Source organism: Streptomyces sp. NPDC001904, assembly GCF_040297005.1.
In the GTDB taxonomy this organism is placed as follows: Bacteria; Actinomycetota; Actinomycetes; order Streptomycetales; family Streptomycetaceae; genus Streptomyces.
Genome location: NZ_JBEOYI010000004.1, coordinates 22,676 through 35,768, shown reverse-complemented (window position 1 = coordinate 35,768; position 13,093 = coordinate 22,676). Strand labels below are relative to the sequence as shown.

15 protein-coding genes are annotated in these 13,093 nt (G+C 71.7%); 1 reads left to right on the top strand and 14 read right to left on the bottom strand.

From position 1 onward, the window contains the following. Positions 1-26: 26 nt before the first annotated feature. From ABT127_RS07260 to ABT127_RS07240, 5 genes are all read right to left on the bottom strand, one after another. Positions 27-674, bottom strand: a complete 648-nt coding sequence (locus tag ABT127_RS07260) for a lysophospholipid acyltransferase family protein (protein WP_351445504.1) — start codon at positions 672-674, stop codon at positions 27-29. Next, positions 671-1,351: a (d)CMP kinase gene (gene cmk / locus ABT127_RS07255; protein WP_351445502.1), complete on the bottom strand. Its 681-nt coding sequence runs from the start codon at positions 1,349-1,351 to the stop codon at positions 671-673. The genes ABT127_RS07260 and cmk overlap by 4 nt, the downstream gene beginning before the upstream one ends. Before the next feature lie 90 nt (positions 1,352-1,441). After that, positions 1,442-2,527, bottom strand: coding sequence for a prephenate dehydrogenase (locus ABT127_RS07250; protein WP_351445500.1), 1,086 nt, complete (start codon positions 2,525-2,527; stop codon positions 1,442-1,444). Further along, a complete protein-coding gene (gene aroH / locus ABT127_RS07245; protein ID WP_351445499.1) occupies positions 2,524-2,895 on the bottom strand; it encodes a chorismate mutase in 372 nt (123 codons plus the stop codon). Before aroH ends, ABT127_RS07250 begins: the two co-directional genes overlap by 4 nt. Before the next feature lie 130 nt (positions 2,896-3,025). Next, positions 3,026-3,466 (bottom strand): YidB family protein, encoded by a 441-nt coding sequence (locus ABT127_RS07240; RefSeq protein ID WP_351445498.1) that lies wholly within the window; start codon positions 3,464-3,466, stop codon positions 3,026-3,028. A 128-nt stretch (positions 3,467-3,594) separates the two neighbouring features. Here ABT127_RS07240 and ABT127_RS07235 point away from each other — a divergent pair, with 128 nt between their 5' ends. Next, positions 3,595-4,278 carry a nucleotidyltransferase domain-containing protein gene (locus ABT127_RS07235; RefSeq protein ID WP_351445497.1) on the top strand — a complete coding sequence of 228 codons (684 nt, stop codon included), beginning with the start codon at positions 3,595-3,597 and terminating at the stop codon, positions 4,276-4,278. 6 nt (positions 4,279-4,284) lie between these two features. Here ABT127_RS07235 and ABT127_RS07230 read toward each other — a convergent pair whose 3' ends face one another. From ABT127_RS07230 to ald, 9 genes are all read right to left on the bottom strand, one after another. Beyond that, positions 4,285-5,049 (bottom strand): nucleotidyltransferase domain-containing protein, encoded by a 765-nt coding sequence (locus tag ABT127_RS07230; protein WP_351445496.1) that lies wholly within the window; start codon positions 5,047-5,049, stop codon positions 4,285-4,287. Positions 5,050-5,109: 60 nt separating this feature from the next. Continuing rightward, positions 5,110-6,111 (bottom strand): ADP-ribosylglycohydrolase family protein, encoded by a 1,002-nt coding sequence (locus ABT127_RS07225; RefSeq protein ID WP_351445494.1) that lies wholly within the window; start codon positions 6,109-6,111, stop codon positions 5,110-5,112. After that, complete coding sequence (locus ABT127_RS07220; RefSeq protein WP_351445493.1) at positions 6,108-6,869, bottom strand: NUDIX hydrolase; 762 nt, start codon at positions 6,867-6,869, stop codon at positions 6,108-6,110. Before ABT127_RS07220 ends, ABT127_RS07225 begins: the two co-directional genes overlap by 4 nt. Before the next feature lie 88 nt (positions 6,870-6,957). After that, the gene (locus tag ABT127_RS07215; RefSeq protein WP_351445491.1) at positions 6,958-8,091 is read right to left on the bottom strand and encodes a pseudouridine synthase; all 1,134 of its coding nucleotides are present in this window, start codon (positions 8,089-8,091) and stop codon (positions 6,958-6,960) included. A gap of 10 nt (positions 8,092-8,101) precedes the next feature. Continuing rightward, positions 8,102-8,743 (bottom strand): SMC-Scp complex subunit ScpB, encoded by a 642-nt coding sequence (scpB, locus tag ABT127_RS07210; RefSeq protein ID WP_351445489.1) that lies wholly within the window; start codon positions 8,741-8,743, stop codon positions 8,102-8,104. Then, entirely contained in the window at positions 8,740-9,705 is a 966-nt protein-coding gene (locus tag ABT127_RS07205) for a segregation and condensation protein A (protein ID WP_502971664.1), read from the bottom strand. Before ABT127_RS07205 ends, scpB begins: the two co-directional genes overlap by 4 nt. A 17-nt stretch (positions 9,706-9,722) precedes the next feature. Beyond that, positions 9,723-10,307: a hypothetical protein gene (locus ABT127_RS07200; RefSeq protein WP_351445485.1), complete on the bottom strand. Its 585-nt coding sequence runs from the start codon at positions 10,305-10,307 to the stop codon at positions 9,723-9,725. Then, complete coding sequence (locus ABT127_RS07195; protein WP_351445483.1) at positions 10,292-11,485, bottom strand: ParA family protein; 1,194 nt, start codon at positions 11,483-11,485, stop codon at positions 10,292-10,294. The genes ABT127_RS07200 and ABT127_RS07195 overlap by 16 nt, the downstream gene beginning before the upstream one ends. 378 nt (positions 11,486-11,863) lie before the next feature. Beyond that, on the bottom strand, positions 11,864-12,979 hold the full coding sequence (ald, locus tag ABT127_RS07190; RefSeq protein ID WP_351445481.1) for an alanine dehydrogenase: 1,116 nt from the start codon (positions 12,977-12,979) through the stop codon (positions 11,864-11,866). Positions 12,980-13,093 lie beyond the last annotated feature (114 nt).

Sequence of the window (13,093 nt, the reverse complement as noted above, 5' to 3'; positions counted from 1 at the left end):
GGCCGGTGCACTACTGAAAGTCTCGCTCAGCGCCCGGTCAGGCGCCTGGCGTTCGCCAGGTGGCCGGTGAGCCGCTCCTGGATGCGCACGGTCGCCTCGTCGAGCGCCTTGCGCGTACGCCGTCCGCTGCCGTCACCCGCTTCGAAGGGGTCGCCGAAGACGACGTCGACCCTGCTGCGCAGCGGGGGCAGCCCCTTTATCAACCGTCCGCGCTTCTCCGTGCTTCCCAGGACGGCCACCGGGACGATGGGCGCCCCGCTGCGCACGGCGAAGTACGACAGTCCGGCGCGCAGCGACGCGAAGTCGCCGTCGCCGCGGGTGCCCTCGGGGAAGATGCCGAGCACTCCCCCGTCCTTAAGCACGTCGAGGGCGCGCGTGATGGCGGTGCGGTCGGCGCTGGTGCGGTCGACCTTCAGCTGCCCGATGCCTTCGAGGAAGGTGCCGAGCGGCCCGATGAACGCCTCCTGCTTGATCAGGAAGTGCGTCGGGCGCGGGGCGACACCCATGACCATGGGGCCGTCCACGTTGTGGGAGTGGTTCACGGCGAGGATCACCGGGCCGGTGGCGGGCACCCGCCACGCCCCGAGGACGCGGGGCTTCCACAGCCCGTACATCAGGCCGACGCCGATCCGCCGCCCGACCTCGGCACCTCGCACGGAGGGCGCATCGGTCACTTGGCGGCCCGCTTCTCCTCGACCAGCGTCACGACGCACTCGATGACCTGCTGCAGCGTGAGCTCGGTGGTGTCCACCTCGACGGCGTCGCCGGCCTTGGCCAGCGGCGACGTCTTGCGGCTTGAGTCGGCCTTGTCGCGGGCGACGAGGGCCTCCTGGGTCGCCTTGACGTCGGCGCCCTTCAGCTCGCCGGAGCGGCGGGCGGCGCGGGCCTCGGGCGAGGCGGTGAGGAAGATCTTGAGGTCGGCGTCGGGCAGCACGGTCGTGCCGATGTCCCGGCCCTCGACGACGATGCCGATCTCGGCGCCCTTGGCGATGGAGCGCTGCAGGTCGGTGATGCGGGCGCGCACCTCGGGCACCGCGCTGACGGCGGAGACCTTCGAGGTGACCTCGGTGGTGCGGATCGGCCCGGCGACGTCCGTGCCGTCCACCGTGATGGTGGGGGCGGCCGGGTCGGTGCCGGAGACGATGTCGGCCTTGCCGGCGACCGCGGCGATCGCGGTCGGGTCGGTCAGGTCGATGCCGTTGTTCACCATCCACCAGGTGATCGCCCGGTACTGGGCGCCGGTGTCCAGGTAGCTCAGACCGAGCTGCGCGGCGACGGCCTTGGACGTGCTGGACTTGCCCGTGCCGGAGGGTCCGTCGATCGCGACGATGACAGCTGCCGGGGTTTCCATGGGTGACGGACACCTTTCTCAGTGCACGGGGGCATGCGTACGGGGCGCGGACACGCCCCGGACAAGGTTACTGGCTCTGGCAGGCGCCTTTTACTGGCGCATGGCCCAGCCCCGCTCGCGCAGGGACGCGGCCAGTTTGGGCGCGGCCGCGGGCTGCACCATGAGCTGCACGAAACCGGCCTGCTGCCCGGTCGCGTGCTCGATGCGGACGTCCTCGACGTTGACCCCGGCCGCGCCGGCGTCGGCGAAGATGCGGGCCAGCTCGCCGGGCTGGTCGGAGATGAGCACGGCGACGATCTCGTACGCGGCCGGGGCCGCGCCGTGCTTGCCGGGCACCCGGGCCTGTCCGGCGTTGCCGCGGCGGAGCATGGTCTCGACGCCCTCGGCGCCCTCGTGCCGCTTGGCGTCGTCGGCGGACTGCAGGGAGCGCAGGGACCGTACGGTCTCCTCCAGGTCACCGGCGACCGCCGAGAGCAGGTCGGCGACCGGGCCGGGGTTCGCGGAGAGGATGTCGATCCACATCTGCGGGTCGGAGCCGGCGATCCGGGTCACGTCGCGGATGCCCTGCCCGCAGAGCCGGACGGCGCTCTCCTCGGCGTTCTCCAGGCGGGCCGCGACCATGGTGGAGACCAGGTGCGGCATGTGGGAGACGAGGGCGACGGCCCGGTCGTGGGCGTCGGCGTCCATGACGACGGGGACCGCGCGGCACAGGGCGACCAGTTCGAGGGCGAGGTTCAGGACCTCGGTGTCGGTGTCCCGGGTCGGGGTGAGCACCCAGGGGCGGCCCTCGAAGAGGTCGGCGGTCGCGGCGAGCGGTCCGCTGCGCTCGCGGCCGCTCATCGGGTGCGTGCCGATGTACGGCGTCAGGTCGAGCCCGAGGGCCTCCAGCTCGCGGCGCGGGCCGCCCTTCACGCTGGCGACGTCCAGGTAGGCGCGGGCCGTGCCGGCGCGCATCGCGTCGGCGAGCTGGGCGGCGACGTGCGCCGGCGGCACGGCGACCACGCACAGGTCGACGACGCCCTCCGGGGGCTCGTCGGTCCCGGCGCCGAGGGCGGCGGCGGTGCGGGCCTGTGCCTGGTCGTGGTCGGCGAGGTGCACGGTGACCCCGCGCGAGACCAGGGCGAGGGCGGCGGAGGTGCCGATCAGGCCGGTGCCGATGACGAGTGCGGTTCTCACTGGGCGATGTCCTTGCGGAGGGCTGCCGCGGCACCGAGGTACACGTGCGCGATCTCGGACTTGGGGAGGTCGGTCTCGATGTGCGCGAGGAGCCGGACGACGCGCGGCATGGCGCCCGCTATCTCCAGCTCCTGGGCGCAGATCAGCGGCACGTCGGCAAGGCCGTCGACGCCCAGCTTGCGGGCGGCGGCGGCCGGGAAGTCGGAGTGCAGGTCGGGGGTGGCCGTGAACCAGATGGAGATCAGGTCGTCCGCGGTCAGGCCGTTGCGCTCCAGGACCGCGGTGAGCAGCTCACCGACCTGCTCGTCCATGTGGTCGGCCGTGTCCCGCTCCAGCTGGACGGCGCCCCGGACCGCTCGTACCGCCACGACGGTGCTCCTTGCTTGTGTTGCGTACGTCTGTCCGCACCAGCGTAATTGGGCCCGCACGCACGGGTGCGCGGCGCCCGTCTGCCGAGACGGGGCCGCGCGCCGGTGCGCGTACCGCGGTACGTGCGTCTCAGAGGTTCTGCTGCTTCGCCAGCTCCTCGAGGGAGACGGCCGGCACCTGCCCGTCGGGAGTGATCCTGTCGACGAGCTGGGGCAGCTCCTGGGCCACCTGGTCGGCGACCTGGTCGCGGCTGATGCCCGCGTCGGCGGCGGCCCGGTCCAGGGTCTCGTCGGGGATGGCCTGCTTGACCTGGTCGGCGTCGAGCGGCTGGTTGCTGCCCGTGCCGACCCACGAGTCGAGCTGCTCCTGGCTGACCAGGCCGGATTTCGTGATCATGTCCATCAGTCCGCCGAGCGGGTTGGAGCCGCCGCCGGCGCCGCCCCCGCCCGTCTTGCCGCTCAGCACGGAGCCGAGAACCTGGCCGAGGATGTTGCCGCTGCCGGACGAGCCGCCCTGGCCGCCTCCGCCGAGGAGACCGCCGAGCAGACTTCCGAGATCGTTGCCCGCCATGGGGGTGCCTTTCGGGCTCGGGGAAACGCGAACCACCTCAATGTCACCCGAAGCGCACCGGGCCGCCACTCGGCCGGGTCAGCGGAAATTCGATCACGCCCGGCGGGCCGGCCGCCTACGCTCACGGCATGCACCCGCACGACCTGGTCCGCGACCACACGATCTACGCCTGTGTGATGGGCTCGCGCGCGTTCGGGCTCGCCACCGGGTCCAGCGACACGGACCGCCGGGGCGTGTACCTGGCGCCGACCCCGCTGTTCTGGCACTTCGACAAGCCGCCGACGCACGTCGACGGGCCGGCCGACGAGCAGTTCTCCTGGGAGCTGGAGCGCTTCTGCGAACTGGCGCTGCGCGCCAACCCCAACATCCTGGAGTGCCTGCACTCCCCCTTGGTCGAGAAGCTGACGCCGACGGGCGAGGAGCTGCTCGCCCTGCGCGGGGCGTTCCTCTCCCGCCGGGCGCACGAGACGTTCGCCCGGTACGCGGCCGGCCAGCACCGGAAGCTGGAGGCCGACGTCCGCGTCCACGGCGCCCCGCGCTGGAAGCACGCGATGCACCTGCTGCGGCTGCTGACGTCCAGCCGCGACCTCCTGCGCACCGGCGCGCTGCGGATCGACGTGGGCGAGGAGCGCGACGCACTGCTCGCGGTGAAGCGCGGCGAGGTGTCGTGGGCCGAGGTGGACCGGCGGATGACCCGGCTGGCCGAGGAGGCGGACGCGGCGGCGGACCGCTCCCCGCTCCCGCCCGAACCGGACCGGCCCCGCATCGAGGACTTCCTCTTCCGGACCCGCCGCGCCTCGGCCCGCGCCTGAGGGAGGTCAGTCCCCCAGTCGGGCCCGCACCACGAAGTCGTGCAGGGCGTCGTACGCGGACGGGGCGTCGGGCAGCTTCGAGGCGGCCTGCGCCTCGTCGAGGCAGATGTGCAGCGCCTCGACGTCGGCCTCGGCCCGGCCCGGGTCGACCGGGGCGGGCCCGTGCTCGGCCGCCGCCTTCACTTCGATCAGCCCGGGCAGATAGTCCGGGCCGAGGCCCACCTCGTCGTACAGGGTGGGCAGGTCGGCCTGGATCTCGCCGGTGCGCATCAGGTGGATTCCGGTGAGCAGCACCCGGAACGTGTACAGCAGCGGCTTCAGCTCCCGGTTCTTCGCGTACAGCCGCCACTGGGTGCCCGCGAAGCCCCGGTAGTGGTGGGCGTGGTGCCGGGTGATGACGCCGGGCGCGAGGGCCGCGAGTTCCCGGTGCGCTGCGCCCGTGTGCACGACGAGCGGGGAGAGCAGCTGCTCCAGCACATAGCCGTTGCGCCGGAGCATGAGGCGGACGAACTTGCGCAGGTCGTGCGTGACGAGGTCCATCTCGACACCGTCCTCGAACCACATCCGCGACCGGGTCTCCTCCGGCTCGCGCAGCCCGACCAGCGCCTCGGCGGGCAGCAGGTGCACCCCGCGCAGGTCCACGTCCGAGTCACGGGACGGGAAGCCGTACAGGTGCGCGCCGGAGACGGTCGCGAAGAGCAGCGGGTCGGGCTCCGCGGCGACCACTGCGGTCAGGTCCACGGACGCCGGCAGCAGGGCGTTCTCGGTCATCTCCCCATGCTCCCCGACTCCACCCGCGCGCCCCACCGAATTATCCGGCGTCGCACCTGCTCACGCGGCGTCCCAGCGCTTTCCGAACCCGAGCAGCTCGTCCCGGTGCTCGATCCGCTCGACCCACGCCTCGGGCCAGGCGTCCGCCCCGAGCCGTGCTCCGGCGAACGCCCCGGCCAGCGCCGCGATGGAGTCGGAGTCGCCCGAGGTGCAGGCGGCCCGGCGCAGCGCGAGCGCGGGTTCGTCGACGAACAGCAGGAAGCACAGCAGCCCGGTGGCGAGGGCCTCCTCGGCGATCCAGCCCGCGCCGGTGGCGAGGCAGGGGTCGACCTCGGGGTTCGCGTTTCGCAGCGCGCCCTCCAGCCGCTCCAGGACGCCCAGGCACTCGTCCCAGCCGCGCGCGATGAACTCCTCGGGGCCCGCGTCCTGCGCGCGCCGCCACAGGTCGCCGAGCCAGCGCTCGTGGTACCGGGTGCGGTTCTCCAGGGCGTACGACCGCAGCCGTCCGACAAGGCCGGTGGGATCGGCGCCCTGGGCGAGGAGGTGCACGGCCCGCGCGGTCAGATCGCTCGCGGCGAGCCCGGTCGGGTGCCCGTGCGTGAGCGCGGCCTGCAACTGCGCGGCCCCGGCCCGCTGTTCGTCGTCGAGGTCCGCTACGAGCCCGAGCGGCGCGACCCGCATGTTGGCGCCGCAGCCCTTGGAGTGGATCTGACTGGCGTCGCGCCAGTCGCGCCGCGGATCCTCCAGGAGGTCGCAGGCGCGCAGGCAGGTGTTGCCGGGGGCTCGGTTGTTCTCTGGCGAGCGGTTCCAGGCGATGAACTCGCGGCGCAGGGCGTCGGCGTACCGCTCCGGGGAGCCGGGGACCCCGGCCCGCGCCACGGCGAGCGCCATCTGCGTGTCGTCGGTGATGTAGGCGACCGGGCCGTCGTCGGGCAGCTCCATCTCCCGCCAGGGCCCGCACATCGACAGGATCGCCGGTACGTCGCTGAACTCGGTCGGGGCGCCGAACGCGTCCCCGAGCGCCAGCCCGAGCAGCGATCCGGTGGCGGCGCGCTTGATCATGAGGAGACACCCTTCTTCGCATCGGGCACTGGCTCGGGCGCGGGCCGCAGCAGCGGCGGGTGGAGGGATCCGGCGCCGCCGGCCCGGTACAGCGCGGCGGGTTTGCCGCGGCCTCCGGTGAGCCGGGACGCGCCGGGGATCTGCTCGACGAAGCCGGGGGTGGCCAGCACCTTGCGGCGGAAGTTCGCCGGGTCGAGCTCGGTCCCCCACACCACCTCGTAGACCTGCCGCAGCTCGCCGAGGGTGAACTCGGGCGGGCAGAACGCGGTGGCCAGGCAGGTGTACTCCAGCTTGCCGCCGATCCGCTCGTGGGCGTCGGCGAGGATCCGGTCGTGGTCGAAGGCGAGCGGGCCGTACGCGCCGCCGGCCCCCTCCTCGTACGGCAGCCAGGCGGCCCGTGCCGCGTCGCCGCCGCCCTGCGCCTGTGGCGCGTCCGGCACCAGGGCGGCGAAGGCGACCGAGACGACGCGCATCCGCGGGTCCCGGTCCGGCTCGCTGTAGGTGCGCAGCTGCTCCAGGTGGAGCCCGGCGACGTCGTCCAGGCCGGTCTCCTCGGCCAGCTCGCGCCGCGCCGCCTCCTCGGCGGCCTCGTCGGGCTCCAGGAAACCGCCGGGCAGCGCCCACTGCCCCGCGTACGGCTCCTGGCCCCGCTCGACGAGCAGAATCTGCAGCCGCCCGGACCTGAGCGTGAACACGGCCAGATCGACGGTGACGGCGAACGGTTCGTAGGCGTACTTGTCGTAGCCCTGCACGGACATGCGGCGACCCCCTCCCTTATTGGTCTAGCAGACTTTAAAGGAGGGGGTCGCCCACGACAACCCTTGCGGGAAGGTCCGGAGGTCCGGTCTACAGATCGACTTCCTTCATCAGCATGCCGACCTCGGTGTTGGACAGGCGCCGCAGCCAGCCCGACTTCTGGTCGCCCAGCGTGATCGGACCGAAGGCGACGCGCACCAGCTTGTCGACCGGGAAGCCGGCCTCGGCGAGCATCCGCCGCACGATGTGCTTGCGGCCCTCGTGCAGGGTGACCTCGACAAGGTAGTTCTTGCCGGTCTGCTCGACGACGCGGAAGTGGTCCGCCTTGGCGTACCCGTCCTCCAGCTGGATGCCGTCCTTGAGCTGCTTGCCAAGGTCGCGCGGGATCGGGCCCACGATGTGCGCGAGGTAGACCTTCTTCACGCCGTACTTCGGGTGCGTGAGGCGGTGGGCCAGCTCACCGTGGTTGGTGAGCAGGATGACGCCCTCGGTCTCGGTGTCGAGCCGCCCGACGTGGAACAGCCGCGTCTCGCGGTTGTTCGTGTAGTCGCCGAGGCACTGCCGGCCCTCGTTGTCCTCCATGGTGGAGACGACGCCGGCCGGCTTGTTCAGCGCGAAGAACTGGTACGACTGCGTGGCCACGGTCAGACCGTCGACCTTGATCTCGTCCTTCTCGGTGTCGACGCGCATGCCCTGCTCGAGCACGATCTCGCCGTTGACCTCGACGCGGGCCTGCTCGACCAGCTCCTCGCAGGCGCGCCGCGAGCCGTAACCGGCCCGGGCGAGCACCTTCTGCAGCCGCTCGCCCTCCTGCTCGGCGCCGGGGAAGGTCTTGGGGAGATTCACCTTCGGCTTGCCCGCGTACCGCTCGCGGTTGCGCTCCTCGGCCCGCGCCTCGTACTCGCGCGAGGTCGCCGGGACCCAGCGCCCACGGCCCTGCGAGGGCTGCTGCCCGCGCTTGGGGCCGCCCTTGGCGCCGCCGCGCGCCGAGGCGCCGCGGCCCGACTTCGGGCCGTCCTGGGTGGCGCCGGGGCCCACGTCGTAACGCCGCTCCTCCGGACGCGGCTTCTTCGGGCGGCCGCTGCCGCCCTGCTTGTCGTCACGGTCGTTGCCGGCGCCGCGGTAGTTGCCCCGGCCGCCGCCACTCCCGCCGCGGCCGCCGCTGTTGCCACCACGGCTCCCGCCGTTGTTTCCGCTGCTGTTCCTGCCGCTGCTGCTTCGCATCAAATTTCCGTTAGTCGGCTGTGTGCTCGGTGTACTCCGGCCCCGGCGCATCGGGTGCGTCCGGGTCGAAGGACGGAACCCCTTCCAGCGTGTCCGCCTCGATCGCGTCCGCCTCGGGGAGGAAGGGCGCGAGTTCCGGCAGCTCGTCCAGGCCGCGCAGGCCCATCCGCTCCAGAAAGTAGTTCGTCGTCCTGTACAGGATCGCACCTGTTTCGGGTTCCGCGCCCGCCTCCTCCACCAGCCCCCGCTGCAACAGGGTCCGCATGACCCCGTCACAGTTCACTCCGCGCACGGCGGAGACCCGGGAACGGCTGACCGGCTGGCGGTACGCGACCACGGCCAGGGTCTCCAGGGCGGCCTGGGTCAGCCGGGCGATCTGCCCGTCCAGGACGAAGCCCTCCACGGCGGCCGCGTACTCGGGCCGCGTGTAGAACCGCCAGCCGCCCGCCACGAGCCGCAGCTCGAAGCCGCGCCCCTGCACGGTGTACTCGTCGGCGAGGGCCCGCAGCGCGTCGGCGACGGCCCGCCGGGGCCGCTGCAGGATCTTGGCGAGGTGTTCCTCGGTGGCCGGCTCGTCGACGACCATGAGGACGGCCTCCAGCGCGGGTCTGAGGTCGAGCCCGGCGACGTCGCTCGCGCTGTCGGTGCTCATCGCGCACTCTCCTTGTCGTCGACGGGCTCGGGGGCCCGGTCGAACTCGTCGGTCACCACCGGCCGGGTGTCACCGTCGCCGCCGGTCCACCGCACGAGCAGCTCACCCAGCGCGGTCTCCTGGTCCAGCGCGACGGCCTTCTCCCGGTACAGCTCCAGGAGCGCCAGGAACCGCGCGACGACGGTGAGGGTGTCGTCGGTGTCGGCCACCAGGTCGCGGAAGGTGGCCTCGCCCAGGTCGCGCAGGCGCGCCATGACCACGCCCGCCTGTTCCTGCACGCTCACCAGCGGGGCGTGGATGTGCTCGATGTACACCTGCGGCTTCGCCTTCGGCTGCATCGCCTTCACGGCCAGCTTGGCGAACCCCTCGGCGCCGATGCTGATGACGACGTCGGGCAGCAGCTCGGCGTGGTGCGGCTCCAGGCCCACGGTCCGGGGATAGCGGCGCGCCTCGTCGTCCATGCGCGCGGTGAAGATGTCGGCGATCCGCTTGTACGCGCGGTACTGGAGCAGCCGGGCGAAGAGCAGGTCCCGGGCCTCCAGGAGCGCGAGGTCCGCCTCGTCCTCGACCTCGGCGGCGGGCAGCAGCCGGGCGGCCTTCAGATCCAGCAGCGTGGCGGCGACGACCAGGAACTCCGTCGTCTGGTCCAGGTCCCAGTCGGGTCCCATGGCGCGGATGTACGCCATGAACTCGTCGGTGACCTTCGACAGCGCGACCTCGGTGACGTCCAGCTTGTGCTTCGAGATCAGCTGGAGGAGCAGATCGAAGGGCCCCTCGAAGTTGGCGAGCCGCACCGTGAAGCGACCGTCGTCCTGAACCTCTTCGGCAGCCTCTTCGGCCGGGACCTCGTGACCGGGCTCGACGGGCTCGGGCGCCGCCTCCTCCGGCGCGGCCAGCGCCCCCCGCCCCAAGGCGCGCCGACGCGCACCCCGGTCGGGCGAGAGGGAGGAGGAATCGTTCACAGGCACAATGCCGGAGGCTACCGCCCGCGCAGCCTGCGTACGAGAATGCTGGCGTCGCCGCGCGACTCCAGGTCGGCCAGGACGACGGCGACGGCCTCGCGCACGATCCGGCCGCGGTCCACGGCGAGCCCGTGCTCCCCGCGGAGCACCAGACGCGCGTGCTCCAGGTCCATCAGCTCCTCGGCGGAGACGTACACGGTGATCTTCTCGTCGTGCCGCTCCCGGCCGCTGGGCCGACGGTTCGCGGCGCGGGCGCGGCGGCGGGCCTGGCCCGTCCCCCGGCCACCACCGGCAGAACCTTCCTGCGCGCCGCCGGACGAGCGCCGTGCGGTCTTCTCGGCCGGCTCGGCGGCGGCGGACCGGCCGCGCGACCCGGAGTCGGACTCCGCGTCCGCGGCGGTGTGTTCGGCGGACGGAGCGGACTCGCCCTCGCCCTCCTCCGGCGCGGACGACGCGGCGGCCGCCTCGTCGCTCTCACCGGCCGGCGCGGGCACCCGCGCCTCACCGTTCGCCGCGCGTCTCGGTGACGACGCCTGCAGTGCCATGCCCCCGGTCGTACGGAACAGTTCGTCGGCCCCCGGCAGACTCACTCGGCGTGACACCGGGCGAGCACCTCCCTGGCGAGCTGGCGATAGGCGGCGGCACCCACGGAGTTGGACGCGTACGTGGTGATCGGCTCACCGGCGACCGTGGTCTCCGGGAAGCGGACGGTCCGGCCGATGACCGTGTGGTAGACGTGATCGTCGAAGGCCTCGACGACACGCGCGAGCACCTCACGGCTGTGCACGGTCCGCGAGTCGTACATCGTGGCGAGGATGCCGTCGAGTTCGAGCTCGGGGTTGAGCCGCTCCTGGACCTTCTCGATGGTCTCGGTCAGCAGCGCGACACCGCGCAGCGCGAAGAACTCGCACTCCAGCGGGACGATGACCTTGTGAGCGGCCGTCAGCGCGTTCACGGTCAGCAGGCCGAGCGAGGGCTGACAGTCGATCACGATGTAGTCGTAGTCGTCCATCAGCGGCTTGAGCGCCCGCTGCAGCGTGGACTCGCGCGCGACCTCACTGACCAACTGCACTTCGGCGGCGGACAGGTCGATGTTGCTGGGCAGCAGATCCATGTTCGGAACGGCCGTCTTCAGCAGCACCTCGTCGGCGGACATCCCCCGCTCCATGAGCAGGTTGTAGACCGTCAGGTCGAGTTCCATCGGGTTCACGCCGAGCCCGACCGACAGGGCACCCTGCGGGTCGAAGTCGACGAGCAGGACCCGGCGGCCGTACTCGGCAAGTGCCGCACCCAGGTTGATGGTCGACGTGGTCTTGCCGACGCCGCCCTTCTGGTTGCACATCGCGATGATCTTCGCGGGGCCGTGATCGGTCAGCGGTCCTGGAATCGGGAAGTACGGGAGCGGGCGCCCGGTCGGGCCGATGCGCTCGCGGCGCTGCCGGGCAGCGTCGGGGGCGAGCGTGGCCGCGTACTCCGGATCGGGCTCGTACTCGGCGTCTGGGTCGTAGAAGTGTCCCTCGGGGGACAGTTCGTCGTAGTCGGCGAAGTGGCTGTGTGTGTCGCCACTTCGGTCGCCGGCCATGGCGTTCACGTGATGGCCATCCATGCTCTGGTGTGCTGTCTGCGTCGGCGTCTGCTGGGGGCTCTGGGACGAGCTGCCCTGATAGCCACTCTGGCGGGCCGCGAAGGTACGTACAGCGACGGAGCCGACAGCCTGAAGCCCCGCGGGTCCTTGTCCGCCTGGCTGGCCACCTCCGGGAGTAAATGTCGACTCATTCACAAGTCGTCTTACCTCCTTGGATGTGACCAGGAACATTTATCGATAGGTCAGCGTGGCACCATGCCGACGGTTTGCGACTCTATGGCGTGTCACCACTCCGCAGCAACACAATCCGCCGGACCCGGCACGATGTGTCGGCACTTCAGCGACAAAGGAACACCCTCATGTCAAGGGCGTATGACGGTTCTTCGGCGGGTTTCGCAGGGGCGCGAATCGGTTAAAGGGTTACGTTCGCCGCGAGTTGACCCTGCCTGCGCGCCCGCGGTGCCCCCAAAAGTACGGCCGGACCCCTCACAAGGTCCGGCCGTAGGCGTGAGATTGACGACTCCCGTTGACGCGCGCCCGGTCCGGGCGGTCGGTCGGGGAGCGGTCGGGGCGTCAGCCCAGGAGGGTCTCCAGCTCGACGTGGTCGAGACCGTGGGCCTCGGCGACCTCCTTGTAAACGACCTTGCCGTCATGCGTGTTCAGGCCCAGGGCCAGGGCCGCGTCCCGGCGCAGGGCCTCGGCCCAGCCGCGGTTGGCGAGCTCGACGATGTACGGGAGCGTCGCGTTGGTCAGCGCGTACGTCGACGTGTTGGGCACGGCGCCGGGCATGTTGGCGACGCAGTAGAAGACCGAGTTGTGGACCGGGAAGGTCGGCTCGGCGTGGGTGGTCGGGTGCGAGTCCTCGAAGCAGCCGCCCTGGTCGATCGCGATGTCGACAAGGACACTTCCGGGCTTCATCCGCGACACGAGCTCGTTGGTGACCAGCTTCGGCGCCTTGGCGCCGGGGATCAGGACGGCACCGATGACGAGGTCCGCGTCGAGGCAGGCCTTCTCCAGCTCGAAGGCGTTGGAGACGACGGTCTGGATCTTCGTACCGAAGATCTTGTCGGCTTCCTTGAGCTTGTTGATGTCCTTGTCGAGCAGGGTCACGTGGAAGCCCATGCCGATGGCGATCTGCGCGGCGTTCCAGCCGGAGACGCCACCGCCGATGACGACGGCCTTGCCGGCGGCGACGCCGGGGACACCGCCGGGCAGCACGCCGCGGCCGCCGTTGGCGGCCATCAGCTGGTAGGCGCCGACCTGCGGGGCGAGACGGCCCGCGACCTCGGACATCGGGGCGAGCAGCGGGAGCGCGCGGTTGGCGGTCTCGACGGTCTCGTACGCGATGGCGGTGGTGCCGGACTCCAGGAGCGCGTCGGTGCACTCCTTGGAGGCCGCGAGGTGCAGGTACGTGAAGAGCGTCTGGTCCTTGCGCAGGCGGTGGTACTCCTCCGCGATCGGCTCCTTGACCTTGAGGAGCAGGTCGGCGGTGGCCCAGACCTCGTCGGCGGTGCCGAGGATCTGCGCGCCGGCCGAGACGTACTCGGCGTCCGTGATCGAGGAACCCACACCGGCGTTCTGCTCGACGAAGACCTGGTGGCCGTGGCGCACCAGCTCGTGCACGCCGGCGGGGGTGATGGCCACCCGGAACTCGTTGTTCTTGACCTCGCGGGGGATGCCGACCTTCATCGTCGATCACGGTCCTTGGCTCAGGGGATTTTTCGGGCAATGCACTACATACCAGTGCCCCGAGGGGCGCACCGGGAGAGACCGCGGAAGGACGCGGCGGAGCCAGTCTAATGA

Bases quoted from the DNA above. Each gene is read 5' to 3' on its own strand.
- cmk (WP_351445502.1), bottom strand. From the start codon at position 1,351: ATGGAAACCCCGGCAGCTGTCATCGTCGCGATCGACGGACCCTCCGGC.
- ABT127_RS07240 (WP_351445498.1), bottom strand. From the start codon at position 3,466: ATGGCGGGCAACGATCTCGGAAGTCTGCTCGGCGGTCTCCTCGGCGGA.
- ABT127_RS07235 (WP_351445497.1), top strand. From the start codon at position 3,595: ATGCACCCGCACGACCTGGTCCGCGACCACACGATCTACGCCTGTGTG.
- ABT127_RS07230 (WP_351445496.1), bottom strand. From the start codon at position 5,049: ATGACCGAGAACGCCCTGCTGCCGGCGTCCGTGGACCTGACCGCAGTG.
- ABT127_RS07225 (WP_351445494.1), bottom strand. From the start codon at position 6,111: ATGATCAAGCGCGCCGCCACCGGATCGCTGCTCGGGCTGGCGCTCGGG.
- ABT127_RS07220 (WP_351445493.1), bottom strand. From the start codon at position 6,869: ATGTCCGTGCAGGGCTACGACAAGTACGCCTACGAACCGTTCGCCGTC.
- ABT127_RS07215 (WP_351445491.1), bottom strand. From the start codon at position 8,091: ATGCGAAGCAGCAGCGGCAGGAACAGCAGCGGAAACAACGGCGGGAGC.
- scpB (WP_351445489.1), bottom strand. From the start codon at position 8,743: ATGAGCACCGACAGCGCGAGCGACGTCGCCGGGCTCGACCTCAGACCC.
- ald (WP_351445481.1), bottom strand. From the start codon at position 12,979: ATGAAGGTCGGCATCCCCCGCGAGGTCAAGAACAACGAGTTCCGGGTG.